Source organism: Luteibacter sp. P1_D3 (assembly GCF_056406135.1).
Map to the genome: position 1 here is coordinate 1 of NZ_JBFUAT010000036.1, position 25,097 is coordinate 25,097.

Consider the following 25,097-nt stretch of genomic DNA (forward strand, 5'->3'; position numbering starts at 1 on the left):
ATGCTGCGTAGGGTGTCGTTGTTGAGCATGGACATAGGGTAGCACTGGGCTGGCCCGCTGCCGCGGGTTCGCCGATGAATCGGCTCCTACCCAGGACCTGCACAGGTCTTGGGTAGGAGCCGATTTATCGGCGAGCTTTTAGTTCGGCAACCCCAGATCGTCGATCATCGCCTTCAGGAACCGCGCTGCCTCACCACCCGTCGCAGCGCGGTGATCGAAGGTCAGCGACAGCGGCATGCGACGGTGCACTTCGATACCACCCATCACGGCAACCACGTCGTGGCTGAGCTTACCCGCGCCAACGATGGCGACGGTCGGCGGGACGACTACCGGCGTGGCGTAGCGGCCGGCGAACATGCCGAAATTCGACAGGCTGATCGTGTAGCCCGAGAGCTCCGACGCCGCGATGCTGCGATCTTCGACGGACGACCGCAGGCGCTTGATCGCGGCACGGATGCCGGCGCCGTCGAGCACGTCCGCGTTACGCAGGGCCGGCACAAACAGGCCGTCGTCCGTATCCACGGCAATGCCGATGTCCACGTGCGGGTGCAGCGTGCGCGTGAGGTCCTTGCCGTTGAACCAGGCGTTGAGCGCCGGCACGGCCTTGCAGGCGACCACGACTGCACGGATGAGGCGGGCGGTGATGTCCTGCTTGCCGATCCAGGCGTGCAGGTCGGCGTCGTCGACGATGGAGGTCGGGACGACCTGGGCGTGTGCATCGGCCATGACGCGCGCCATGTTGCGACGGACGCCCTTGAGCTGCTCCGGCTGGCCCATCGCTTCCTTGCCCGGAGGCGAGGTGCGCACGGCCTTGCCAGCCAGCGACACCGGCGTACGCGACGGCGCGGGACCCGGCTCCGGCAGCGTGGGCGCGAGGTGCTGCGCGGCGGCCGGGCGTGCCGGGGCCGAACCCACGGCGGCGCTGCCGTTGGCGGACGCGTTCTTGACGTCCTGCATGGTGATGACACCGCCGGCGCCGGTCGGCTGCACGCGGGAGAGGTCGATCTTCATCTTCTTCGCGAGGGCGCGCACGGCCGGCACGGCCTTGACGCCACCGGCGCTGGAGACCTGCTCGGTGTGCACGGCATTGCCGCTGATCATGGCGCCGACGACGGTGCCTTCGTCTTCGCGCTTGGCCGGTGCCACGCCGTCGGAATCGATCTCGCCGCCATCATCGGAAGCGATGACCTTGTGCGCATCGTCCGGTGCCTGGCTGCCAACGCCCTTCTTCGGGCCATGGTGGTGACCGGTGGATTCGGCTTCGGCGCGCTGGCGCGCGTTCGGGTCGATCTCGAAATCGGCCAGCGACGCGCCGGTCTCGATGATGTCACCGACCGCGCCGTGCAGCTTCTTCACGGTGCCGGAGTACGGCGAGGGCACGTCGACGACGGCCTTCGCGGTTTCCATGGACACCAGCGGTGCGTCGAGCTTGATCGTGTCGCCTTCCTTGACATGCCATTCGACGACGGTCGCGTCGGGAAGGCCTTCGCCGAGGTCCGGCAGGTAAAAGGTCTTGATGTCGGCCATTGCGATAGGTTCCTCAGGATGCCGCGAGCGTGCGCTCGGCGGCCTCGACGATGCGTTCGACGCTGGGCAGATACTTCATTTCCAGGCGGAACAACGGGATGTGTGTATCGAAACCGGTCACGCGCTGCACCGGCGCGAGCAGGCTGTACAGGCATTCCTCGGCCAGGCGCGCGGCGATTTCCGCACCGAAACCGGCCGTCTTCGGCGCTTCGTGCACGATGACGCAGCGGCCGGTCTTGGTCACCGACTCGGCAATCGTGTCGAAGTCGAGCGGCGTGAGCGTGGCCACATCGATCACTTCGGCGCTGATGCCCTTGGTGGCGAGTTCGTCCGCGGCTTCAAGGCATTCCTTCACCTGTGCGCCCCAGGTCACCAGGGTCACGTCGGTGCCGTCGCGCAACACGAAGCAGACGTCGAGCGGCAGGGCCTCGCCGTCGTCGGGCACTTCTTCCTTGTACTGGCGATAGATGCGCTTGGGCTCGAAGAAGATCACCGGATCCGGATCGCGGATGGCGGCGAGCAGCAGGCCGTAGGCACGGGCCGGCGACGACGGCATGACCACGCGCAGGCCCGGGATGTTGGTGAACAGGTGCTCGTTGGCTTCGGAGTGATGCTCCGGAGCACGAATGCCGCCGCCCCACGGGGCGCGCCAGACGGCCGGCACGGTCATGCGGCCGCGCGTGCGGTTGCGCATGCGGGCGGCATGGCAGGCGATGTGCTCCATCATCGGGTAGATGAAGCCTTCGAACTGGGCCTCGGCGACGGGCTTCATGCCCTGCACGGCCAGGCCGATGGTCAGGCCGGCGATGGTGGCTTCGTCCAGCGGCGTGTCGATGACGCGCATTTCGCCGAACTGTTCCTGCAGGCCCTGGGTGGCGCGGAACACGCCGCCGTTGACGCCGACGTCCTCACCGAGCACCACGACGCTGTCGTCGTTGCGCATCTCGTAGGCGAGCGCCTGGGTCACTGCTTCGATAAGAGTGATTTGTGCCATGGGAAGGGTTCCTTACGACGTGCGATCGAGGGAAGCGGCGAGCTCGCGCTGCGCTTCGAGGTCGGCCGGGAGTTCGGCGTACAGATAGTCGAACATCGCCGTTGCCGGCTGGTTCTTCGTTTCCAGGTACGCGTTGACCTCGTTGTCCATCCAGTCGTCGCACTCGGCCTTCCAGGCCTCTTCCTTCGCGTCGTCCCACTTGCCCTTGCCTTCGAGCCACTTGCGCAGGCGCGGAATGGGGTCGCGTTCCCAGGCATCCTTCACTTCCTGCTCGCCGCGGTAGCGGCGGGCATCGTCGGCGGTGGTGTGGTCGCCGAGGCGGTAGGTCACCGCTTCGATCACGCTGGCGCCCTGGCCGGAGCGGGCGCGCTCGAGCGCGATCTCCATGGCGGCGCGCACGGCGATGATGTCGTTGCCGTCCACCTGGATGCAGGGCAGGCCGGCGGCGATGCCCTTCTGGGCGAGCGTGCCGGAGCCGCTCTGGATCCGACGCGGCACCGAGATCGCCCACTGGTTGTTCACGATCACGGCGACCATCGGCAGCTGCTGCGCGCCGGCGACGTTGATCGCGCCATAGAAGTCGCCCTTGGACGAACCACCGTCACCGATGGTGCAGACGGCCACGCGCGCTTCCTTGCGGATCTTGAAGGCGAGGGCGGAGCCGGCGGCGTGCAGGCACTGCGTCCCGATCGGTACGCACCAGGCAAAATCGTGGGCGGGGGCGTCGGCGAAGTCGTTACCGCGCTCGTCGCCACCCCAGTAGGTGTAGACCTCGCGCGGCTTGACGCCGCGATACAGCTGGGCGCCGTACTCGCGGTAGGACACGGCCAGCGAGTCTTCGCGGCGCATGGCGCTGCCGATGCCCACGTGCGCGGCTTCATGGCCGAGGCAGGAGGCGTAGGTGCCGAGCTTGCCGGTGCGCTGCAGGGCGATCGACTTGGCGTCGAACACACGCGTGGACACCATCAGCTTGTAGAGCTCGACCATGTGGTCGAGATCCTTGGCGAAAGCGGGGAGTTCCTTTCCGGTTTCCTTGCCGTCCTGGTCAAGGTATTGCAGGTATTCGATTTCGAACTTGGCGGCGATGGACACGACTCGCTCCCAGGGGAAGGGTTAGAAACGACACGCACGATGGGGGAAGCGGACGGGCCCATCCAGTGGGGCACGATCGACTTTCGGGTTGTTGCGAGCCGGACTAGATATCAGGGGTATTATGGCCCGGCAAGGCACGGCGCAGCATAGAACCGGTCGTCTCCGGTCAAGAAACCGCGCCACGGCGCCGTTTGCGCCGATCCACTCCTAATGTGAAATCGTCCATGGCCAACTCCCAGCGCGACCTCGAACCCGGTATTCGCACCGATCTCGACGGCCGTCTCACCTACGGCGAGTACCTCAGGCTGGACCAGGTACTGAGCGCGCAGGTACCCCGCAGCCAGCCCGCGCACCACGACGAGATGCTCTTCATCGTCCAGCACCAGACCTCCGAGCTGTGGCTGAAGCTGATGATCCACGAGCTGGATGCCGCCCTGGCGCACCTGCGGGCGGACGACGTGGACGGGACGCTGAAGATCCTGGCCCGGGTCAAGGCCATCCAGAGGCAGCTCTACGAGCAGTGGGGCGTGCTGGAAACCCTCACCCCGGCCGAATACCTGCAGTTCCGCGACGTGCTGGGGCCCTCGTCGGGCTTTCAGTCCCTCCAGTACCGCATGGTGGAGTTCCTGCTCGGCAACAAGCACGCGGACATGCTCCGCGTCTTCGAGCACGATCCGGTGGCTCATGCGCGCCTGAAGGTGATCTTCGAAGCGCCCGGCCTCTATGACGAATATCTGCGCTACCTGGCACGCCGCGGACACCCGGTGCCGGTGGACCTGCTGGAGCGCGACCTGACCCAGCCCTGGCGGAGCCAGCCCGCGCTGCTGCCGGTGTTCAAGCGGATCTACGAAGACACCGCCCACCACTGGCCTGAGTATCATCTCAGCGAAGAACTGGTCGACATCGAAGAGTCGTTCCAGCTTTGGCGCTTCCGCCACATGAAGACGGTCGAACGGATCATCGGGTTCCGCGCCGGCACCGGCGGCTCGTCCGGCGTGGCCTTCCTGCGCAAGGCGCTGGAGCAGAGTTTTTTCCCCGAACTGATCGAAGTGCGCACCATCCTGGGAACGTAAAAATTTGACGGGCGGCAGTCCGGACAGTTAAACACCCTGCACCAAGCGTCTTCACGCCCAAGGGAACTGCATGACTCCGACTGCCCCAGCCACCGCCAGGCCCGTGCCCGACTACCCGCAGACCCTCGGTCATCCGCGTCCCTTGTGGATGCTGTTCATGACCGAGTTCTGGGAACGTTTTGCGTTCTACGGCATGCGCTGGGCGCTCACGCTGTACATCGTGGCCCAGTTCTTCCACGGCGATCAGGCGGGGCAGGGGTACGCCAGCCGCACCTACGGCTCGTACCTGGCGCTGGTCTACGCGTCGGCGATCTTCGGCGGCTACGTGGCCGACCGGGTGCTCGGCTACCAGCGATCGATCCTGGTCGGCGCGGCGGTCATGGGTACCGGCCTGTTCCTGGTCATGGTGCCCAACCAGGACGTCTTCCTGATCGGCCTGGCGACGGTGATCGTCGGCAACGGCCTGTTCAAGCCGAACATTTCGTCGCTGGTCGGGCAGATTTACCCGGTGGGCGATGACCGTCGCGACCGTGGCTTCACGATCTTCTACATGGGCATCAACATGGGCGGTTTCCTCGCCCCGTTGGTTACCGGCTGGCTGGCTTCGGTACTGACCGACACGCCGCTGCAGGACAACTACAAGGCCGTTTTCGCAGCGACCGGCTTCGGCATGGTCGTCTGTTTCATCTGGTTCCTGATCGGCAAGCGCCAGCTCAAGGGCGTGGGCCTGCCGCCGCCGGAGCGCCACGAGGGCAAGAACCTCATCGGTGTGATCATCGGCATCATCGTGGCGATTCCGCTGGTTTACCTGTTGATGGCGAAAGCCGGTGCGATCTTCATTGCCTGGCTGCTGGGCGCATTGTTCATCGGTGTGGCCGTGATGCTGGTACTGGAGGCCGTGCGTCACGATCGCATCCAGATCCACCGCGTCATCGCCATGCTGCTGCTGTTCGCCTTCAACGTGCTGTTCTGGATGTTCTTCGAGCAGGCCGGCAGCTCGTTCAACTTCCTCGCGCAGAACATCGTCGATCGCCACATGTTCGGCGGTTGGGAATTCCCGACCGGCTGGTTCCAGTCGGTCAATTCGGCGGCGATCCTGGTCTTCGCGCCGCTCGTGGCGCTGGCCTGGGGCTGGTCGGCGCGGCACAAGCTGGAGCCGTCCATTCCACGCAAGTTCGGCCTCGGCCTGATCTTCAACGCGCTCGCCTTCCTGGTGCTGATGTATGCCCTGGCGAGCCTGGTCGGTGGCGACGGCCACATCCCGTTCTGGCCGCTCGCGGCCTGCTACGTGCTGCAGACCATCGGTGAGCTGTGCCTGTCGCCCATCGGCCTGTCGATGGTCACCAAGCTGGCCCCGATGCGCGTGGTCGGCCTCGCCATGGGCGGCTGGTTCCTCTCCACGGCGATCGGCAACAACCTTTCGGGCCTGCTCGCCGGCCACATCAGCGGCGAAACCGGCATGACCGTCGAGTCGGCGCTCAGCGGCTTTACCTTCAGCTTCGAGCTACTGGTCGGCGCGGGCATTGTGCTGTTCCTGATCGCGCCGCTGATCAACCGGCTAATGCACGGCGTCAAATAAGGCGGCGCTTGGCTCGGTAGGAGCCGATTTATCGGCGATGCTCTTTGTAGGAGCCGATTTATCGGCGAAAGGGTGCTCGCGAAGAGCATCGCCGATAAATCGGCTCCTACCGAGCAAAAGACCAGCGATTACGGTGCCAGCAGCTTGTCCAGGATGCTGTTCAACTGCGCCTGCTCGCCGTCATCGAGGCGAGCCAGCAAATCTCGCTCGTGAGCCCGTGCCAGCGGCGCGACCTCGTCATGGATCGCCCAGCCGGCCTCGGACAGCTGCAGAACCGAGCGGCGCTTGTCGCCATCGTGAATGCCCCGGTCCACCCGGCCCGCGTTGACCAACCGGGCCACGGCGCGACTCACCGCCACCTTGTCCATGGCGCTCCGGTCCACCACTTCCCTTGCAGAGATCTCGGGAAACCGCGCCAGGATGGTCATGACACGCCATTCCGTCATGCTCAGTTCGAAGCGATCCTGGTATTCAGACGCGATCGACTGGCTCACCGTGTTCGACAGGATGGACAGGCGATAGGGCAGGAAGTGCTCGAGCTCCAACGGGGCATGGGCAGGAACGGTGTCTAGGGTCATGCTGCGCTGGTCCTTGCAAATGGTTACAAGTGAAACTATAACGTACGGGTAGACGGCGCAAGCCGTGCCCCAAGCCAGGAGTATCGCCCATGAGCGCCCAGCCCAATATCGGTATGGAAGTCACCACCTTCGAAAACCCGCAGGGTGTCGATGGCTTCGAGTTCGTCGAATTCGCCGCGCCGGATCCGGCGCTGCTGCACACGTTGTTCCCAAAGCTGGGCTTCACAGCCGTGGCGACGCACAAAACTAAAAAGATCACCCTGTATCGCCAGGGCGAGTGCAATTTCCTGGCCAACGAAGAGCCGAACTCGTTCGCCGCGGACTTCGCTGCCGAGCACGGCCCGAGCGCCTGCGGTTTCGCTATCCGTTTCAACCGCCCGGCCACGGACGTGCAGGCGACCGCGCTGTCCAACGGCGCCGAGAAGGTCGAGCACAAGGCCGATACTCTCGCGTTGGGCGTGCCGACCATCCAGGGCATCGGTGGCTGCGCGCTGTACCTGATCGATACCTACGGCGCCAAGGGCGACGTGTTCGACGGCGAGTTCGAGTGGATTCCGGGCGTGGATCGTCACCCTAAGGGCTTCGGTCTGACATTCATCGACCACCTGACGCACAACCTGCACTTCGGCAACATGCAGAAGTGGTCGGATTACTACGAGCGCCTGTTCAACTTCCGCGAGATCCGTTACTTCGACATCAAGGGCGCGAAGACCGGCCTGGTGTCCAAGGCGATGACCGCGCCGGACGGCATGGTCCGCATCCCGCTCAACGAATCGGCGGACGAGAAGTCGCAGATCAACGAATACATCCGCGAATACAACGGCGAAGGCATCCAGCACATCGCGCTGTTCACCGACGATATCTATGCGTCGGTCGAAGCCATGCGTGCGCAGGACGTCGCATTCCTGGAAACGCCGGATACTTACTACGAAATGATCGACATCCGTGTGCCGGATCACGGCGAGGACATTCCCCGCTTGCAGAAGAACAAGCTGCTGATCGACGCCGACGACGAGACCAAGAAGAAGCTGCTGCTGCAGATCTTCACGCAGAACAACGTGGGCCCGATCTTCTTCGAGATCATCCAGCGTAAGGGCAACGAAGGCTTTGGCAACGGCAACTTCAAGGCCCTGTTCGAGTCCATCGAGCGCGACCAGATGCGCCGCGGCGTGCTCTGAGCGCGCGAAGCCTTCGCGAAAGCTAGACTAAGCGCGGCGCGGTCCCGAGACGGACCGCGCCGCGATGCGTTCATCCCAAGGATCCTCACGATGAGCCACACCGACGATACGCGCGGTTACCAGACCGGCTTCGGCAACGAGTTCGCCACCGAAGCCGTGGCCGGCGTCCTGCCCACCGGCCAGAATTCGCCCCAGCGGGTCGGGCACGGTCTCTACGCCGAACAGCTCTCCGGCAGCGCGTTCACTGCGCCGCGGCATCGCAACCGGCGTAGCTGGCTGTATCGCATGCGCCCGGCCGCGCAGCACTCGCCTTTTGCCGAGCTGCCGCACGCCACGTTCCACAACCGCTTCAACGAAGCGCCCGCTACGCCGAACCAGATGCGCTGGGATCCGTTGCCGATGCCGTCGCAGCCGACGGACTTCGTCGACGGCCTGGTCACGCTTGGCGGTAACGGCGGTGCGGAAGAGCAGGCCGGCGTCGGCGTGCACCTCTACTGCGCCAATCGGTCCATGCAGGGTCGTTACTTCTACAACGCCGACGGCGAGTTGCTGATGGTTCCCCAGCAAGGCCGCCTGCGTATCCGCACCGAGCTGGGTGTCGTCGAGGTGGAGCCGCTGGAAATCGCCGTGGTGCCGCGTGGCGTGCGCTTTCTGGTCGAACTGCCGGATGGCGAAGCTCGCGGCTACGTCGCCGAAAACTTCGGCGCCCCACTGCACCTGCCGGATCTCGGTCCGATCGGTGCCAACGGCCTGGCCCATCCGCGCGACTTCCTCACGCCGGTGGCCGCTTACGAAGACCTCGAGGGCGAGTTCGCGCTGATCGCCAAGTTCCAGGGTGCGTTATGGTCCGCCAGCATCGACCACTCCCCGCTCGACGTGGTCGCCTGGCACGGCAATTACGCGCCGTACAAATACGACCTGCGTCGCTTCAACACCATCGGCTCGATCGCCGTGGATCATCCGGATCCGTCGATTTTCACCGTGCTCACCTCGGCCAGCGACACGCCGGGCACGGCGAACATGGACTTCGCCATCTTCCCGCCGCGCTGGTTGGTCGCCGAGCACACATTCCGGCCGCCGTATTTCCATCGCAACGTGGCCAGCGAGTTCATGGGCCTGATCGATGGTGCGTATGACGCGAAGCAGGGCGGCTTCGTGCCCGGTGGTTCCAGTCTGCACAATTGCATGAGCGGCCACGGCCCCGACGCGGCGAGCTTCGAGAAAGCTTCGAACGCCGACGTTTCACGTCCCGACCATATCGTGGGCACCATGGCCTTCATGTTCGAGACGCGCAGGGTCATTCGTCCGACCCGGCAGGCGCTCGACTCGCCGTCGTTGCAGGGTAATTATTACGAATGCTGGCGCGGGCTGAAGAAACACTTCACGCCGCCGTCGGCCTGATCGAAAAGGAAACGCATGAAACTCGCTTCGCTTAAGGAAGGCGGCCGTGACGGTACGCTCATCGTCGTCAGCCGCGACCTCGCTCGTGCCGTGAAAGCCACCGGTGTCGCGCCGACCCTGCAGGCTGCACTGGACGAATGGAGCACGATCGCGCCGCGGCTCAATGCGCTCTCGGAAGACCTCAACGAGGGTCGCGCGCAGGATGCGTTCGACCTCGACATGACGAAGCTCGCCGCACCGCTGCCGCGCGCTTATGAATTCGTCGACGGCAGCGCCTACCTGCCACATGTCGAGCGCGTGCGCCGTGCGCGCGGCGCTGAAGTGCCCGAGTCGTTCTACACCGATCCGCTGATGTACCAGGCGACCAGCGCCGGTTTTCTCGGTCCGCGCGATCCGGTCGTTGTTTCGAGCGAGGAGTTCGGCATCGATCTCGAGGCTGAAGTGCTCGTCATCACCGACGACGTGCCGATGGGTGTAACGCCGGCACAGGCCGCATCGCACATTCAGCTCGTTGGCCTGGTGAACGACGTCTCGCTTCGTGGCCTGATCCCCGGCGAACTCGCCAAGGGCTTCGGATTTCTGCAGTCCAAGCCGCGTTCGGCGCTGTCGCCGGTCTTCGTTACACCCGATGAGCTTGGCGAGGCGTGGATCGACGACAAGCTCCATTTGCCGATGCGCACGTGGATCAACGGCACCTGGTTCGGCGAAGCCGAATGCGGCATCGACATGCAGTTCGACTTCTCGCAGCTGGTGGCACACGTGGCGAAGACCCGTCCGCTGACTGCGGGCACCCTGGTCGGCTCGGGCACCATCGCCAACGAAGATACCGGCAAGGGCGCCTCCTGCCTCGCCGAACAGCGCACCGTGGAAACCCTGCGCGACGGCAAGCCGATCACGCCGTTCCTGTCGTTCGGCGATACGGTGAAGATCGATGTCACCGACGCCACCGGGGCCTCCATCTTCGGCGCGATCGAACAGTCCATCCAGAAAGCCTGAGAGCTACAAAATCGCGAAATAAGAAGGGTCCGCACGTTCTCGTGCGGGCCCTTTCTTGTTACATGGCTCAGATCACTAGGGACGCCTACACGAGGCCAAGAAAATGCCTACATTCACCGCGGGCTCGACCGATTAGCGTGTTTCGATCGCCTGCAGGATCAACGAATGAAAACGCTATGGTCGATTGTCGGGTTTTCTGTGGTCGCCGTGATTGTCGGACTCGGTGGGCCGGTCCGGTCGGAGGGCGGAAGGACCGATGCAGCCATCGCAGCGGCTGTTGCGGGGACGACGACGCGGGTCGATATCGAGCGTCAGGCCTCCCTCGTTCGCGCCCTCTCGACTGTCCCGGAGAAGGAGAGGGCTGCGGGGCGGAACAGTCGCGGAGCTCGGTGCTACTACAACTGCCCGCCTCCCATCGGCAGCGTGACCGCTTCACCTCAGGTCGTCAGTATGCCGGGGGGCGCTCTTGGCTCGGTGACTATCCATTGGCGGTGGGACCAGTCTGCCACCGAGGCAGTCACCGAGCACAGCTGCCTTTGGGTGAGTAAGGGTGACGAGAGCGAGGCGCATCTCGTGAAGTGCAAGGGTCCAGGCCTTACGTACGCGACCACGGTAGGCTGGATTGGCTCGGGCAACTATATCTTTCGTGTCGCCCCCGGCAATCCGAAGGGGCCGTTTAGCAAACCCGTTGCTGGCCTGTTCCAACTTGCCCAGACCATCGTGGTCGGCGCTGCATTGTAGGAGCCGATTCATCGGCGATGGGTGCTTGCGACACCCTGGCCTGCTGCGCGGGATCGCCGATGAATCGGCTCCTACAAAAGAAAAAGGCCCGCATGTGCGGGCCTTTCGATGTCACGCCAAAGAGATTATTTGGCGTTCATCAGCGCCCTGGTCATGTCGAGCATGCGGTTCGAGAAGCCCCACTCGTTGTCGTACCACGAGAGGACCTTGACCAGCGTGCCTTCCATGACGCGCGTCTGCGTCGAGTCGTAGATCGACGAGTGCGGGTTGTGGTTGAAGTCGATCGACACCAGCGGCTGCGTATTCACGGCCAGGATACCCTTCATCGAGCCATTGGCGGCCTCGTTGATCACGGCATCGATCTCTTCCTTGGTCGTCGCACGGGCGGCGGTGAAGACCAGGTCGACCACGGACACGTTGATCGTCGGAACGCGCATGGCGAAACCGTCGAGCTTGCCGTTGAGTTCCGGCAGGACCAGGCCGACCGCGGCAGCGGCGCCGGTCTTGGTCGGGATCTGGCTGTGCGTGGCGCTACGGGCGCGGCGCAGGTCCGAGTGGTAGACGTCGGTCAGGACCTGGTCGTTCGTGTAGGCATGGATGGTGGTCATCAGGCCGTGCACGATGCCGATCTTCTCGTGCAGCACCTTGGCCAGCGGAGCCAGGCAGTTGGTGGTGCACGACGCGTTGGAGATGACTTCGAGCTTCGAGGTCAGCTTGTCGTCGTTCACGCCCATGACGAACGTGCCATCCACGTCCTTGTCGCCGGGTGCCGAGATGATCACCTTCTTGGCGCCGCCGGCGATGTGCGCGCTGGCCTTGGCCTTGGAGGTGAAGAAGCCGGTCGACTCCAGCACGACGTCGACGTTGTGCTCGCCCCAGGGCAACTTGGACGGATCGCGCTCGGCGAAGACCTTGATACGGTCGCCGTTGACGATCAGGTCGCCGCCGTCAACCGAGACTTCACCCGGGAAACGGCCATGGGCCGTGTCGTACTGGGTGAGGTGGGCATTGGTATTGGCATCGCCGAGATCGTTGATCGCGACGATCTGGATGTCCTGGCCATTTTTCTTGGCTTCATAGAGCGAGCGCAGGATGTTGCGACCGATGCGACCGTAACCGTTGATGGCGACCTTGATGGTCATAGGGCAAGCCTCCGGATGGGATGTGCTGACTAAGTAGGGGCAGGTGGCGTAAACGTCCATGGTAACGGAACGTCGCAGGGGGCGGCTTGCTGCAACGCGGCGATCTGTCATCCGGGTCTCAGTCCGGCTGTGGCACACTTGGCCGTTCGCCCGTCCGGAAACGTTTACAGCTCCATGAAAACGACTCATAAGCGCGCGCTAGCCGCCTTCCTGGTCCTGACCGTCCCCGCCTTCGCCAGCACCGTGCAGGCCTGGGGCGACATCGGCCACCGCATCGTCGCCGAACTGGCCTGGCGCCAGCTCGACCCCTCGGCCAAGGCCGAAGTAGAGCGCCTGCTCAAGGCCGACGGCTCCGACTCCCTCGCCGACGTGGCCAGCTGGCCCGACCACCTCCGGGACGATCCGACCCAGAAAGACCTGGGCAAGGCCACGGCCAAGCTTCACTACATGGACTTCGTTGACGGGCACTGCGTCTACGTGAAGCCGGTCGATTGCAAGGATGGCGAATGCGTCGTCGGCGGCCTGGAGAAGTACGTCGCCATCCTCGGTGACCGCCATAAGTCGGAAGCCGAACGGGCCCAGGCGCTGAAATTCGTCGTCCATTTCGTCGGTGACGTGCACCAACCGCTTCATGCCGGCAACCGCGACGACAAGGGCGGCAACGATTACCAGGTCCAGTTCGACGGCAAGGGCTCCAACCTGCACAAGGTCTGGGACTCCGGCATGCTCTACACCCGCGACTTGAAGTGGCCGGCCTACGCCGACCGCCTCGCGGCAGAGGGCCCGGTGAAACTGCCCAAGCCCATCCCGCCGCTGGATAACCCGTACGCCCAGTGGGCTGAGGAATCCTGCTCGATCGTCGCCGCGAACGGGTTCTACCCGGACGGCCACGCGGTCGACGACGCCTATGTCGCCAAATACCTACCGGTTGCCGAGACCCGCCTGCGCCTTGCCGGCAAGCGTCTCGCCGACCTGCTCAACCACACGCTGGACTAACAAAAAATGACCGATATCCAGGTTCGCCGCACGAAGATCGTCGCCACCCTCGGACCCGCCACGGACGCGCCGGGCATGCTCGAGAAGATCCTCGAGGAGGGCGTCGACATCGTCCGCCTGAATCTTTCGCACGGTACGCCGGACGACCACCGCGCTCGCGCGAACGCGGTTCGCGCCGCTGCGCTCGCCGTCGGTCGCGAAGTCGGCATCCTTGCCGACCTGCAGGGTCCGAAGATCCGCATCGAGAAGTTCGCCGATGGCCCGATCGACCTCATGGCCGGTGACAGCTTCGTGCTCGACTGCCGCCCGGATGCCCCGGCCGGCAACCAGAACCACGTTGGCGTGAGCTATTACGACCTGCCCAAGGACGTGGTCGCCGGCGACGTGCTGCTGCTCGACGACGGCCTGATCGCCCTCTCGGTGATCGAGATCTCCGGTAGCGAAATCCGCACCCGCGTTGTCATCGGCGGCCGTCTGTCAGCACGCAAGGGCCTCAACCGCCAGGGCGGTGGCCTCAGCGTCAGCGCCTTGTCCGACAAGGATCGCAACGACATCAAGCTGGCCGCCGAGATGGGCGCCGACTTCCTTGCCGTGTCCTTCGTGCGCTGCGCCGAAGACCTCCACGAAGCCCGCCGCCTGATGCGCGAGGCCGGTGGCGATGCCGCCATCGTCTCGAAAATCGAACGCGCCGACGCCATCCCCGTGCTCGGTGAAATCATCGACGCGTCCGACGTGGTGATGGTCGCCCGTGGCGATCTCGGCGTGGAAATCGGCGACGCCGAGCTGCCGGGCCTGCAGAAAAAGATCATCCGTGAGTCGGTGCAGCGCAATCGCTCGGTCATCACGGCCACCCAGATGCTGCAGTCCATGGTCCGCGCGCCCATCCCTACGCGCGCCGAGGTGCTCGACGTGGCCAACGCCGTCATCGATGGCACCGACGCGGTGATGCTCTCGGAAGAGAGCGCCGCCGGCGCCCATCCGGACAAGGCCGTGGCCGCCATGCGTCGCATCTGCCTGGGTGCGGAGCGTCAGTTCGAACCGCGCGACGACCTGCGCCCGGACACCCACTCGCTGGACCGTAGCGACCAGGCCATTGCGCTCGCTGCGATGCTCCTGGCCGCCCAGGTCGGCGTGCGCGCCATCGTCGCGCTGACCGAATCGGGCGCCACCGCGCAGTGGCTCTCACGCTACCGCTTCGCCGTGCCCATCTACGCGCTGTCGCCGTCGGATATGGCCCGTCGCCGCATGCTCATGCTGCGCGATGTGCAGCCGGTGGACTTCGAGCAGAGCAACCTCGACCCGGCGCACACCGCCCGCGCCGCTCTCCAGCACCTGTTCTCACTGGGCAAGCTGGCCAAGGGCGACCGCGTCATCCTGACCCACGGTGACCACATCGGCCGTGGCGGCGGTACCAACACCCTGAAGCTGCTCGTCGTCGGCGACGACGGCATCGCCGACAGCCTGCGCGACCTGTAATTGGACAAGGTAGGAGCCGATTCATCGGCGATGCTCTTGTGGGAGCCGCTTCAGCGGCGATAGGCCTTCCGGCTTCGTCGCCGCGTAGGCTTTTCGCCGATGAATCGGCTCCCGCATCCCCTCAGTCGCCGATGAATCGGCTCCTACCGAGTCAGGGCGGCGGAATACCACCGCACGATTTCACACGCATCGCATGCGCGTGCAGGGTTAAACTTGGTGCACTGGCAACTCACCGAGGGCGTCATGATCCGACTCAAGCTCCGTACCGGCGCGATTGCCGCCACTGCTGCTCTTCTGCTCGTCGCCGGCGTCGCCGAGGCCCAGAACCTCCGCCGCGTTGCCCCCGAGCGACTGACCGGTTATTGGTATCTGACCAATAAGTCGGTCAATCCCGACGTTCCCAATACCGGCAAGAACCTCGACCAGCCCACCTGTGTCGCGGTGAGCTACATGATCGGCTCCGATGGCCGCACCCAGAACGCCAAGATCGAGAAGGTCGTCCCCGCGGGTGACCTCGGCCAGGTCGGCGTGAGCATCGTCAAGCAGCTTTCCTACGTGAAGGGCTCCCAGAACGGCACGGCCGTTCCAGTGCAGACCTACTACGTGACCGGTTTCAACCTGCCGGAAGATCCGGACAAGAAGGCCGCGATCCTGAAGCAGTGCGAGCTGCCAGGCTACCAGACCACTTGATCGCGCCGCACAACGGCTTTCGCGGAGTCGTCCCTTATACTCCGCCGGTTTTTGCCTTCGCTTAGCCTCTCGTCGAGGGGCATACCACTACATCCATACGGAGTTGTCATGAGCATCGAAAATCTCGAAGAAGTCGCACAGGCGATGGTGGCCTCGGGGAAGGGCATCATTGCCGTCGACGAATCGACCAACACCATCAAGAAGCGTTTCGAGGCCGCCGGTGTCGAGAACACCGAGGAAAATCGTCGCCGCTATCGCGAGCTGCTCCTGACCGCGCCGGACCTGGGTGAACACATCTCTGGCGCCATCCTGTTCGACGAGACCATCCGTCAGAAGGCCAGCGACGGCACGCCGCTGGTCGACGCCATGAAGAAGGCCGGCATCATCCCGGGCATCAAGGTCGACAAGGGTCCGGTGCCTCTCGCGGGCTTTCCGGGCGATGTCATCACCGAAGGCCTCGATGGCCTGCGTGATCGCCTCAAGGAATACGCCCAGCTCGGCGCCCAGTTCGCCAAGTGGCGCGCGGTGATCAACATCACTGACGACAATCCGAGCTCCACGGCCATCGAGGCCAACATGGAGAACCTGGCCCGCTACGCGGCACTGTGCCAGGAAGCCGGTCTGGTACCGATGGTCGAGCCGGAAATCGTCATGGACGGTCCGGAGAGCACGCACGACATCGAGGTGAGCTACGAAGTGCATGAAGCCGTGCTGCGCAGCCTGTTCAATGCGCTCTATGCACACAACGTGATGCTCGAAGGTCTCATCCTGAAGGTCAGCATGGTGATCCCTGGCAAGAATGCGCCTGCGGACGAGCAGGCCACGCCGGATCAGGTTGCCGAGGAGACCGTGCGCGTTCTCCGCACCACCGTTCCGGCAAGCGTGCAGGGCATCGTGTTCCTCTCGGGCGGCCAGAGCGATGAGCAGGCCACCGAGCACCTGGACCTCATCAACAAGCTGGGCCCGCACCCGTGGCCGGTGAGCTTCTCCTACGGCCGCGCGCTGGTCGCCGAGGCGCTGAACGTGTGGTCGAAGGATCTCAAGGGTAATTACGAGAAGGCACAGACGGTCGTGCACGAGCGTGCCAAGGAAAATGGCGACGCAGCGTTGGGCCAGTGGAAGAAGCGCGGTTGATCGAGGTGTGACGCGCCCTCGCGGCGCGCTCCTCCCGATGGTCGTGCGTCAACAAAAAACCCGGCGCCTCGCGGCGCCGGGTTTTGTTTCACCATCTGCGGCGGTCAACGACCGGCGCGTCGATCAGAAGCGGTATTCCGCACCCACCGAGGCCACGTTGGTGGACAGGTTGAGGCCGTGCTTCTTGGCATCGTAGTGGTCGTAGTTCAGGCCGAGGCTGAAGTTGTCGGTCAGGTTGTAACCCACGCCTGCACCGGCGTACCAGCTGGTCTTGTCGAAGTTGTGGCGCGTGATGTCGTCATGGCTCACACCGTCGCCCTTCCAGGCGTAGAGACCGGCACGGCCGCTGATGTACCACTTCGGATCGATGTTGAAGCGGCCGTTCACGCCAGCGGTCCAGCCATGCAGGCTCGACTTGCGGTCGTCGATGGCATTGCCGCCGGTGACCAGGTGCTTGGCGTGGATGTTGCCCAGGTCGTTGTAGCCACCTTCGACACCCAGCGCGACCGACGGGCTGACAGCCCAGCGATAACCGCCGTTGATGTCGTACGCGACGTCATGCCCGTCGTAGTTGCCCTTGTTGACCTGCGCACGTCCGGCGCTGCCGTTGACGAAGAAACCGGCGCCACTGGCGTCCTGCGCGAAAGCCGGGGCCGCAACCATACCGGCCGCCATGAGGCCAAGAGCGATGAGGGTCTTTTTCATGGGGAAAACTCCTGCTTATTCTTTATGCGTTCAATGCGGATGGCTTGGGGAAGCCGTCTCCGCCACAACACGCGAGCGGGGGTGCCGCGCGTCCAGGAAGTAGATGCGGCGCTGCCGCAATAGATTCAATACCCATAAGTTCATTATTAAGAAAAAATTAAGCCACGGCGTCTGGGGCGCCGTGGCTTATGACTTCAGAACAACAACTTATCCCGTCTTAGAAACGGTATTCGCCAGCGAGCGAGATGATGCCGGTGGAGCGCTTCAGGCCAACGCTGGTGTCGCCGGTCGCGTTGTCCATGACCTTGCCCGCATTCGCGTGGAAGTAGTCGTAGGCGAGGCCGATACCGAAGTGCTCGTTCACGTCCCAACCGGTGCCGACGCCGGCATACCAGCTGCCGCGGTTCGGGCGACCGCCGTTGGAGAAGCCGATGTCCTGGCCAACGCTGTTGTTGTAATTGTTGTTGTTGTCATTGGCGCGGAAGTAGCCGCCATGGCCGCTGAGGTACCAACCCGGCACGAGGTTGATCTTGCCGTTGACACCGAGCATCCAACCACGCAGCGCGTTCTTGGTCTTCTTCTGGTCGACGTCCTGATCCGACTCGAACGCGTTTTTCACGCGGTAATTGCCGAGATCCGTGTAGCCGGCTTCGACGCCCAGACCGAGGTCCTGGCCGACCTTCCAACGGTAACCGCCGAGCAGGCCATAGCCCGTGCGACGGCCCTGTTCGCCGTGCAGCGGATTGAAGCCGCTCACATTGCTGCCGAAGCCACCGGTGTCGCTGCCGTTGGTACGGCCCACGTTGCCACCGATGAACCAGTTGCCGCTACCCACGGCCTGGCTCGGCTGATAATTGCCGGAGACAGCCGGGTTGCTGTCCTGGGCGAAGGCCGGAATGGCCGCAAACGAGACGCAAGAAACTGCAAGGGCAAGAGCTGCCTTCTTCATGGGGATGTTCCTCTTATTTTGGGGCGGCGACCGATCCGTGGGGGTGGGGGGAAGATCGGTTGCCGTGATCGATTAGAGTCCTTCGAACCTGAAGCGCCCCGAAAAACAGAACGGAAAGATTAAGGTGGAGTTAACTTTGCGTTTGCAGCATGAACGTCCACGACAAGATGTGATCAATGCGCGACAATCATGGTTTTTCCGCCGCCTGTTAACTGGAGAACGCCGATGACGACACGTCGCGAACGCGCAAACGCGATCCGCGCCCTGGCCATGGATGGTGTGGAAGCCGCCAATTCCGGCCACCCGGGCATGCCGATGGGCATGGCCGATATCGCCGAGGTCCTGTGGGGCGATTTCCTGCATCACAACCCGACGAATCCGCATTGGCCCAACCGCGACCGCTTCGTGCTGTCGAACGGTCATGGTTCGATGCTGCAGTACGCGCTGCTTCACCTGACCGGTTACGACCTGCCGATCGGTGAACTCAAGCGTTTCCGCCAGCTCGGTTCGAAGACCGCTGGCCACCCGGAATTCCACCACACGCCCGGCATCGAGACGACCACCGGCCCGCTCGGCCAGGGCCTCGCCAATGCCGTCGGCTTCGCGATTGCCGAGGAAGTCCTCGCGGCGCGTTTCAACCGCCCGGGTCACGAGATCGTCGATCACCACACCTTCGTCTTCGTCGGTGACGGCTGCCTGATGGAAGGTATCTCGCACGAAGTGTCGTCGCTCGCCGGTACGCTCAAGCTCGGCAAGCTCGTCGCGATCTACGACGACAACGGCATCTCCATCGATGGCGAAGTGCACGACTGGTTCACCGACAACACCGCCGAGCGCTTCCGCGCCTATGGCTGGAACGTGGTCGTCGGTGACAACGACAAGCCGGTCGATGGCCATGACGCCGAGGCGATCAAGAAGGCGATTACCTCCGCCACCTCGCAGAGCGACAAGCCCTCGCTGATCATCTGCAAGACGATCATCGGCTTTGGTTCGCCGAACAAGGAAGGCAAGGAATCCTCGCACGGCGCCGCGCTGGGCAAGGAAGAAGTCGCTCTCGCCCGCAAGCAGCTGGGTTGGGAATACGGTCCGTTCGAGATCCCGCAGGCCATGTACGACTCGTGGAGCGCGAAGAAGAGCGGCGCCGACGCGGAAAAGGCCTGGAACGACAAGTTCGACGCCTACGCCAAGGCCTTCCCGGAACTCGCCAGCGAGCTCAAGCGTCGCCTGTCCGGCGAGCTGCCGGCCAACTGGAAGGAAGGCGCTGCCGCCTTCATCAAGAAGCTGCAGACCGAAGGTCCGGTGGTCGCATCGCGCAAGGCATCGCAGATGTCGCTCGATGCGTATGGCCCGCTGCTGACGGAACTGATCGGCGGCTCCGCCGATCTGGCCCCGTCGAACCTGACCATCTGGAAGGGCTCGAAGAACATCGCTACCGGTGGTGCCGAAGGCAACTACATCCACTACGGCGTGCGCGAGTTCGGCATGACGGCGATCTCCAACGGTATCGCATTGCACGGTGGCTTCATTCCGTACGACGCGACCTTCCTGGTGTTCTCCGACTACGCCCGCAACGCCGTGCGCATGTCGTGCCTGATTCCCGCGCACACCATCCACGTGTACACGCACGACTCGATCGGCCTGGGCGAAGACGGCCCGACCCATCAGCCGGTCGAACATATGGCGTCGCTGCGCCTGATCCCGAACAACCGCCTGTGGCGTCCGGCCGATGCGGTTGAATCGGCGGTGTCCTGGAAGATGGCGATCGAGCGTGCCGGTAACCCGTCGTGCCTGATCTTCTCGCGTCAGAACCTCAAGCATAATCCGCGCACCGACGAGCAGCTGGCGAACATCGAGAAGGGCGGTTACGTCCTCTGGGAGCCGTCGGAGAAGTTCAAGGCGATCATCATCGCCACGGGCTCGGAAGTCGGCATCGCCGTGGAAGCCGCGCAGGCACTGGGTGACCAGGGCGTGCCGGTCCGCGTCGTGTCGATGCCCTGCACGGAAGAGTTCGATGCACAGCCGGTCGAATACCGCGAGGGCGTCCTGCCGTCGTGGTGCCGCGCCCGCGTCGCTGTCGAAGCGGCCAGCGTGGACTTCTGGTTCAAGTACGTCGGCCTGGACGGCAAGGTGATCGGCATGACCACCTTCGGTGCCTCGGCGCCGATCAACGACCTGTATGAACACTTCGGCATTACGACGCCGAAGATCGTCGATGCGGTCAAGAGCGTGATCAAGTAAAGCGGTTTTTCATCCGCGTAGACAAAAGAGGCCTCCGCAAGGAGGCCTCTTTTTTTGGCTGTTTGGAGGATTTATTGCTGGACGCTGTGCACGGCAGCGCTGACCGCAATGAAGGCCGCGCAGCCGATCGCCTGGGAGCTGGTGCCACTGGACGAGCAATGTCCCGTTGGCGTCTGGGGTCTAACGACGACACTGTCCTTCGAGGGCGATCTGCGCGTGGCGCCAAGCATTTGCGGATTCTTCGGAAACGCGCCCTGGCCGTCGCTTTGCAGTGGCGATTGCCAGGAAATCGGTGACGCCTGTGGTTGCGTCCCCGTCAGCCACGCGTGAGGCGTCTGGACGACGGGAGCCTCTGCCGCTGCGACCAGCGATGCCTGGGCGGCCGCCAGAAGCGCCAGGATGTACGGAAAGCACGATCGACGACGCATAGGTTCCTCCATGGATAGCCGCCAATGGGTGCGGCCATGGAAAGTCTACCAAGTCGGCAGGAGAATGGGCGCTGCCGCACGCTCGCGCCGATGGTTGGCCGCCCCTCTGGTAATCTTGGCGTTCCGGGCACCCGATTCCTCCGTTCATGACACCGACCTCCCAACGACACGCGTACCTCCCGTACGTCGACGGATTGCGAGCGATCGCGGTCCTGGCAGTCGTGCTGTATCACCTGAATCCGGCATGGCTGCCGGGCGGATTCGCGGGCGTCGATATTTTCTTCGTGATCTCGGGCTTCGTCGTGGCCGCGTCGGTAGGCGACCGCGAGCGCACCTCGTTTCCGTCGTTCATGTCGTACTTTCTTTCGCGGCGCATGCTGCGCATCGCGCCTGCGCTGATCGTCTGCCTGTTGGTGACCGGATTGGTCGCCGCAGTGTTCATTCCCGATGCGTGGTTGAGCGAGAGCAACCAACGAACCGGTCGATACGCCTTCTTCGGCTTCGGCAACCTGATGCTGGCGCGCTTCGGTAACGACTACTTCTCGCCAATCTCCGAATACAACCCGTATACGCACACCTGGTCGCTCGGTGTGGAAGAACAGTTCTATCTCCTGTTCCCGGTGCTGTTCTGGCTGTGGAGTTTCGGGGGGCGTTGGCGCCAGGTCGTCGCGGGTCTGTTCGTCGCAGGCGGCTTGTGGTCGTTCAATCATGCGATGCAGATCGGCTCCAGCGATCATGCGTCTGCCTTCTACCTGCTTGCCAGCCGATTCTGGGAGTTGGCAGTCGGTGTACTGCTTTACCTCGGCATGGCGATGGCGGGGCGCCGGTTCGATACGATCGATCCGGTCACGCCGCGCTGGTTGTTTCCCGCGGGCGTACTCGCATTTTCGGCATTGTTGGTCAGTCTGGTGACGTCGCAGCCCGCCACGTTCCCGGCGCCGGGTGCGGTCTTGCCTGTGCTGGCGACCGCGGCGCTGCTCGGCATGCTGCACGGCCGGCCGATGAGTTTTCCCTTCGTACGCGCGCTCACCTGGCATCCGATGCTTCGGATCGGGCGGCTTTCCTACTCGCTTTACCTCTGGCACTGGCCGGTCTTCGTCCTGTTTCGCTGGACGGTGGGCACGGGATCGTTCGCCACGCGTATTGTGGCGTTGGCGATCGCCGTAATCCTTGCCGTGTTGTCCTGGCGTTATGTCGAGACCCCCGTGCGCAGGGCGCCTCGCCTCAAAGCGATGCGTCGGGTGGCCGTGGTCGGCTGTGGTGTCGTCGCACTGTACGCGGGCATGTGGATCAGCGGGTGGGTGGACAGCCAGCAGCCGAGCCTTTCCATCAGTGCTGTCTCGCGTCATGCCGACGACTGGTATCCGTCGCGCAAGGCCACGGTGACCAATGCGGCGGGATGCTCGGTCACACCTGCACGCGAGAAAGTGGGTGACGGCTTCCGCGTTGTCTTTGAACGCAAAGCGTGCAACGACCCCGTCACAGCGCCGGATGTCTTTGCGATTGGCGATTCGCACGCCATGGCCTACGGCACGATGTTCAGCGCGTATGCCCTGGAGACGGGCGCCAAGGTGACCCTCTACAACAATGGCGGTTGCCCCTTCCTGGGCCTCCAGCCCTGGCGCGACCGCGCGCCGCGTTGCCTGAAAGTGGCGGGGCAGGCACTCGAGCACATGCTGCCGCGATTGGGCGCTGGCGATGTCGTCTTCATGCCGTCGTTGCGCGTTCCGCGCTTTGTGGACCAATGGGATCGCCTGCCTCAGGACGATATCCCTGAACTCGTCTTTGGCGCCGCCGCGGCGAAAGATCGCGAGACGGCCATGCTGGACGGCGAGAAAGTGCTCCAGCGTATCCAGGCGACCGGCGCACGCGCGATGCTCGAAGCACCCGACCTGGTCATGAAGGCGCCGCTGTTTCGTTGTGCGGATGTATGGACCACGACCAACCCGGTCTGTGCGGACGGCACCGTGGTCAATCGCGCCGAATTCGAGCGCCTGCGCGCGCCGATGCTCGCCTCGCTTCATGTCATGGCCGGCCAGGCGCCCGGATCGATCGTCTGGGATCCGTTCCCGGTCATTTGCCCGGTGGGCGGTGATTGCAATGGCTTCCTCGGCGGCAGGCCGCTTTTCTTCGACGGTGACCACCTCAGTGGCTTCGCCAATCGCCTGCTGTTGCCGTCGTTTACACAGGCCGCTCGTCGGCTCCACGAAGCGCCGTCGCACGTTGCCGCGGCCGCTGACTAGCTGACTAGGGCCTCGGCGCAAGCAAGGCGCTGAGGCGATCCGGCGTCCCCCCGATGCGTTGGAGGTGTGGATAGCGTAGCGGTCCCTCCGGTGACACGACGATGATGGTGGTGCTCCCATCCATGGTCGTCGTCAGTTGCAGTGGTGCGGGCTTCGGTGCTTTGAGGAGGTCGTCGAGAAGCTCGGGTCGGTAGGCCTGTCCGTTCACCGCGTCGATGCGTGCTCCCGGAGCGAAGCCCGCGCGGAATGCCGGTCCGTTCCATGAGACGGTCTTGACGATGCCTCCCTTGCCGATCGTGAGGCCCACCGCACTGGAGAAGTCGCGGGCGCCGGCGTCGATTTCGTTTTGTCGAAAGTAGTCGCTCGGCGTGGCATCGAAGACGAGCCGATAGCCTTCGCCGGCAAGGCCGTCGGTGACATGGCTGGCGTCGTGGCTGTCGAGGCGCAAACGAAGGAACGTCGCCCAGTCGTTCGGTGCAACGCGTTGCAGGGCCGAACACACGTCGTCGAACGAATAAGTCGATGTAGTCATGTCACCTTCCTTGCCTCCGCCGAAGAAGGCGCGCGCGAAGTCGTCGAGACTCCTTGTGTCATGCGTCTTCTCGCGAATCTCGGCATCGACGGCGAGCCAGAGGAAGACACCTTCGCCGTAGTAATCCTCGCGTCGTTGCCAGTCACGCCAGGCCATCGGATGGCCGGCGGCAATCAGGGGATCGTTGGTACTGTCCTGCAGGGACTTCCACGCGCGCCCGCTCTGGCCACGAACACCGGTGGCCCCCACGGCGAGGGCGTCCAGGGTTTCCTGCGTCGTGCGCAGTCCCGCGCGCGCCGCAAGGACGCGGCCCCAGAATTCCGTCTGCCCTTCATAGACCCACAGAAGGCTACCGCGCATCGGCTCGTTGAAGGTGGCGGACCACAGGTCGGCAGGCTGACGGTAACGGCCGTTCCACGAGTGAACGAACTCGTGGGCCAGCAGGTCACGGTCGACGAGATGATCGGCGTTGCTCCGGAAGAAATCCGGGGCGAGGACGTCGCTACTCGATTGCGCCTGTTCGATACCGCCCGGACCGGGTAGATCGTCGCTGAGCGCCAGCATGAAATCGTAGTGCGCGTAGTGGCGCGTCGGTAGCAGCGCACGTGTTTGTCGCACCATCGCCCGCAGCTTGCCGAGTTGAACCGCATCCACGTCCACATCGCTGGCGCTCGCAGCCAGCGCGGTCAGTCGCACGGGCGCATCACCGGCGGCGTCCAGGTCGTATCGCTTGACGTGACGACCGGCGACAACCGGTGAGTCGACCAAGGTTTCAAGCGACGTCGTCTTGAACGCGAGAGGGCGTTCGGGCTGGCTTTCCAGTGCGGTGACCGCCTGGAATCCGGGCGGCAGTGTGAGGTGCGCCGTCACCGGTATATTTCGCGCGAACCAGCCGGCCGGGTAGAGGAGCACGCTTTGCCATGGCACCGTGACGATGTCCGGTGTCGTGCTCACCATGCCCTGCCGTGCGGAGAAGGGCGAGAGAAACTGGAACTCGAGATCGAGCATGGTAGAGCCTGCGGGAACGTCCACGTGAAAGGCGAACGGGTTGACCGCGTCACGCTGCCAGACGAGCGATTTGCCCTGGCTACGGATGACCAGGCCGGCCAGCGCGGTGGCCGATGCCGTGGGCGCGTGGCTGGCGGTTTCCCACTGCGGGTAGAGCAGCGTCATGGGCCCGGCGGACTGGACCGGTATGGTTTCGCGCACGCGGTAGATGCGTTGCGAGGTGTTCGTCGCGTCGACGGTGAGCGCGATGCTGCCCTTGAACGGCATGTCGCGCGGTGCGGGCACCGGCGTCGGCAGGGGCAGTGGCTGCGGCCCCTCCGACGCATGCGTCGCGGTGGTCGTGGCTAGCGCGAGAACGAGGAATCGACCGATACCCTGCATGACGCACCAGCCTGTG

Annotated in this window: 20 protein-coding genes; 11 read left to right on the plus strand and 9 right to left on the minus strand. The window is 64.1% G+C overall.

Annotated features, from left to right (window positions below):
- Positions 1 to 138 precede the first annotated feature (138 nt).
- The 3 genes from AC1DYM_RS18930 to pdhA are packed head-to-tail and all read right to left on the minus strand — an operon-like array spanning position 139 to position 3,613.
- Complete coding sequence (locus AC1DYM_RS18930; RefSeq protein ID WP_477340956.1) at positions 139 to 1,527, minus strand: dihydrolipoamide acetyltransferase family protein; 1,389 nt, start codon at positions 1,525 to 1,527, stop codon at positions 139 to 141.
- A 13-nt stretch (positions 1,528 to 1,540) separates the two neighbouring features.
- Positions 1,541 to 2,521, minus strand: a complete 981-nt coding sequence (locus AC1DYM_RS18935; protein ID WP_046968568.1) for an alpha-ketoacid dehydrogenase subunit beta — start codon at positions 2,519 to 2,521, stop codon at positions 1,541 to 1,543.
- 12 nt (positions 2,522 to 2,533) lie between these two features.
- Positions 2,534 to 3,613: a pyruvate dehydrogenase (acetyl-transferring) E1 component subunit alpha gene (gene pdhA / locus AC1DYM_RS18940; protein ID WP_477340959.1), complete on the minus strand. Its 1,080-nt coding sequence runs from the start codon at positions 3,611 to 3,613 to the stop codon at positions 2,534 to 2,536.
- A 224-nt stretch (positions 3,614 to 3,837) separates the two neighbouring features.
- Between pdhA and AC1DYM_RS18945 the strand changes: the two genes are divergently transcribed.
- Together AC1DYM_RS18945 and AC1DYM_RS18950 are read left to right on the plus strand one after the other, a co-directional pair.
- Positions 3,838 to 4,686, plus strand: a complete 849-nt coding sequence (locus tag AC1DYM_RS18945) for a tryptophan 2,3-dioxygenase (protein ID WP_477340961.1) — start codon at positions 3,838 to 3,840, stop codon at positions 4,684 to 4,686.
- Positions 4,687 to 4,756: 70 nt separating this feature from the next.
- Positions 4,757 to 6,265: a peptide MFS transporter gene (locus AC1DYM_RS18950; protein WP_477340963.1), complete on the plus strand. Its 1,509-nt coding sequence runs from the start codon at positions 4,757 to 4,759 to the stop codon at positions 6,263 to 6,265.
- Positions 6,266 to 6,393: 128 nt separating this feature from the next.
- On the opposite strand, the gene AC1DYM_RS18955 is transcribed toward AC1DYM_RS18950, so the two are convergent.
- Complete coding sequence (locus tag AC1DYM_RS18955) at positions 6,394 to 6,843, minus strand: MarR family winged helix-turn-helix transcriptional regulator (protein ID WP_477340965.1); 450 nt, start codon at positions 6,841 to 6,843, stop codon at positions 6,394 to 6,396.
- 89 nt (positions 6,844 to 6,932) lie between these two features.
- On the opposite strand from AC1DYM_RS18955, the gene hppD reads away from it, so the two are divergent.
- The 3 genes from hppD (at position 6,933) to AC1DYM_RS18970 (ending at position 10,418) form a co-directional block, all read left to right on the plus strand.
- Positions 6,933 to 8,021, plus strand: coding sequence for a 4-hydroxyphenylpyruvate dioxygenase (gene hppD, locus AC1DYM_RS18960; RefSeq protein ID WP_477340967.1), 1,089 nt, complete (start codon positions 6,933 to 6,935; stop codon positions 8,019 to 8,021).
- Positions 8,022 to 8,111: 90 nt separating this feature from the next.
- On the plus strand, positions 8,112 to 9,422 hold the full coding sequence (hmgA, locus tag AC1DYM_RS18965; RefSeq protein ID WP_477340969.1) for a homogentisate 1,2-dioxygenase: 1,311 nt from the start codon (positions 8,112 to 8,114) through the stop codon (positions 9,420 to 9,422).
- 15 nt (positions 9,423 to 9,437) lie between these two features.
- A complete protein-coding gene (locus AC1DYM_RS18970) occupies positions 9,438 to 10,418 on the plus strand; it encodes a fumarylacetoacetate hydrolase family protein (RefSeq protein ID WP_477340970.1) in 981 nt (326 codons plus the stop codon).
- Between the two features lie 866 nt (positions 10,419 to 11,284).
- Here AC1DYM_RS18970 and gap read toward each other — a convergent pair.
- Positions 11,285 to 12,301: a type I glyceraldehyde-3-phosphate dehydrogenase gene (gene gap, locus AC1DYM_RS18975; protein ID WP_477340972.1), complete on the minus strand. Its 1,017-nt coding sequence runs from the start codon at positions 12,299 to 12,301 to the stop codon at positions 11,285 to 11,287.
- A gap of 174 nt (positions 12,302 to 12,475) precedes the next feature.
- Here gap and AC1DYM_RS18980 point away from each other — a divergent pair, with 174 nt between their 5' ends.
- From AC1DYM_RS18980 to AC1DYM_RS18995, 4 genes are all read left to right on the plus strand, one after another.
- On the plus strand, positions 12,476 to 13,297 hold the full coding sequence (locus AC1DYM_RS18980) for a S1/P1 nuclease (protein ID WP_477340974.1): 822 nt from the start codon (positions 12,476 to 12,478) through the stop codon (positions 13,295 to 13,297).
- A gap of 6 nt (positions 13,298 to 13,303) precedes the next feature.
- Positions 13,304 to 14,773, plus strand: a complete 1,470-nt coding sequence (gene pyk, locus AC1DYM_RS18985; RefSeq protein WP_477340976.1) for a pyruvate kinase — start codon at positions 13,304 to 13,306, stop codon at positions 14,771 to 14,773.
- 243 nt (positions 14,774 to 15,016) lie between these two features.
- Entirely contained in the window at positions 15,017 to 15,463 is a 447-nt protein-coding gene (locus AC1DYM_RS18990) for an energy transducer TonB (protein ID WP_477340978.1), read from the plus strand.
- 108 nt (positions 15,464 to 15,571) lie between these two features.
- On the plus strand, positions 15,572 to 16,597 hold the full coding sequence (locus AC1DYM_RS18995; protein ID WP_477340979.1) for a class I fructose-bisphosphate aldolase: 1,026 nt from the start codon (positions 15,572 to 15,574) through the stop codon (positions 16,595 to 16,597).
- A gap of 123 nt (positions 16,598 to 16,720) precedes the next feature.
- On the opposite strand, the gene AC1DYM_RS19000 is transcribed toward AC1DYM_RS18995, so the two are convergent.
- Together AC1DYM_RS19000 and AC1DYM_RS19005 are read right to left on the minus strand one after the other, a co-directional pair.
- Positions 16,721 to 17,302 carry a porin family protein gene (locus tag AC1DYM_RS19000; RefSeq protein WP_046968555.1) on the minus strand — a complete coding sequence of 194 codons (582 nt, stop codon included), beginning with the start codon at positions 17,300 to 17,302 and terminating at the stop codon, positions 16,721 to 16,723.
- A gap of 217 nt (positions 17,303 to 17,519) precedes the next feature.
- On the minus strand, positions 17,520 to 18,251 hold the full coding sequence (locus AC1DYM_RS19005; protein WP_046968554.1) for an outer membrane protein: 732 nt from the start codon (positions 18,249 to 18,251) through the stop codon (positions 17,520 to 17,522).
- A 225-nt stretch (positions 18,252 to 18,476) separates the two neighbouring features.
- Between AC1DYM_RS19005 and tkt the strand changes: the two genes are divergently transcribed.
- Positions 18,477 to 20,489, plus strand: a complete 2,013-nt coding sequence (gene tkt / locus AC1DYM_RS19010; RefSeq protein ID WP_477340982.1) for a transketolase — start codon at positions 18,477 to 18,479, stop codon at positions 20,487 to 20,489.
- A 71-nt stretch (positions 20,490 to 20,560) separates the two neighbouring features.
- Here the strand turns inward: tkt and AC1DYM_RS19015 are convergent, their stop codons facing one another.
- The gene (locus AC1DYM_RS19015; RefSeq protein ID WP_477340984.1) at positions 20,561 to 20,917 is read right to left on the minus strand and encodes a hypothetical protein; all 357 of its coding nucleotides are present in this window, start codon (positions 20,915 to 20,917) and stop codon (positions 20,561 to 20,563) included.
- Between the two features lie 146 nt (positions 20,918 to 21,063).
- Between AC1DYM_RS19015 and AC1DYM_RS19020 the strand changes: the two genes are divergently transcribed.
- Entirely contained in the window at positions 21,064 to 23,160 is a 2,097-nt protein-coding gene (locus AC1DYM_RS19020; RefSeq protein ID WP_477340986.1) for an acyltransferase family protein, read from the plus strand.
- Positions 23,161 to 23,164: 4 nt separating this feature from the next.
- Here the strand turns inward: AC1DYM_RS19020 and AC1DYM_RS19025 are convergent, their stop codons facing one another.
- Entirely contained in the window at positions 23,165 to 25,081 is a 1,917-nt protein-coding gene (locus AC1DYM_RS19025; RefSeq protein WP_477340988.1) for a M61 family metallopeptidase, read from the minus strand.
- Positions 25,082 to 25,097 lie beyond the last annotated feature (16 nt).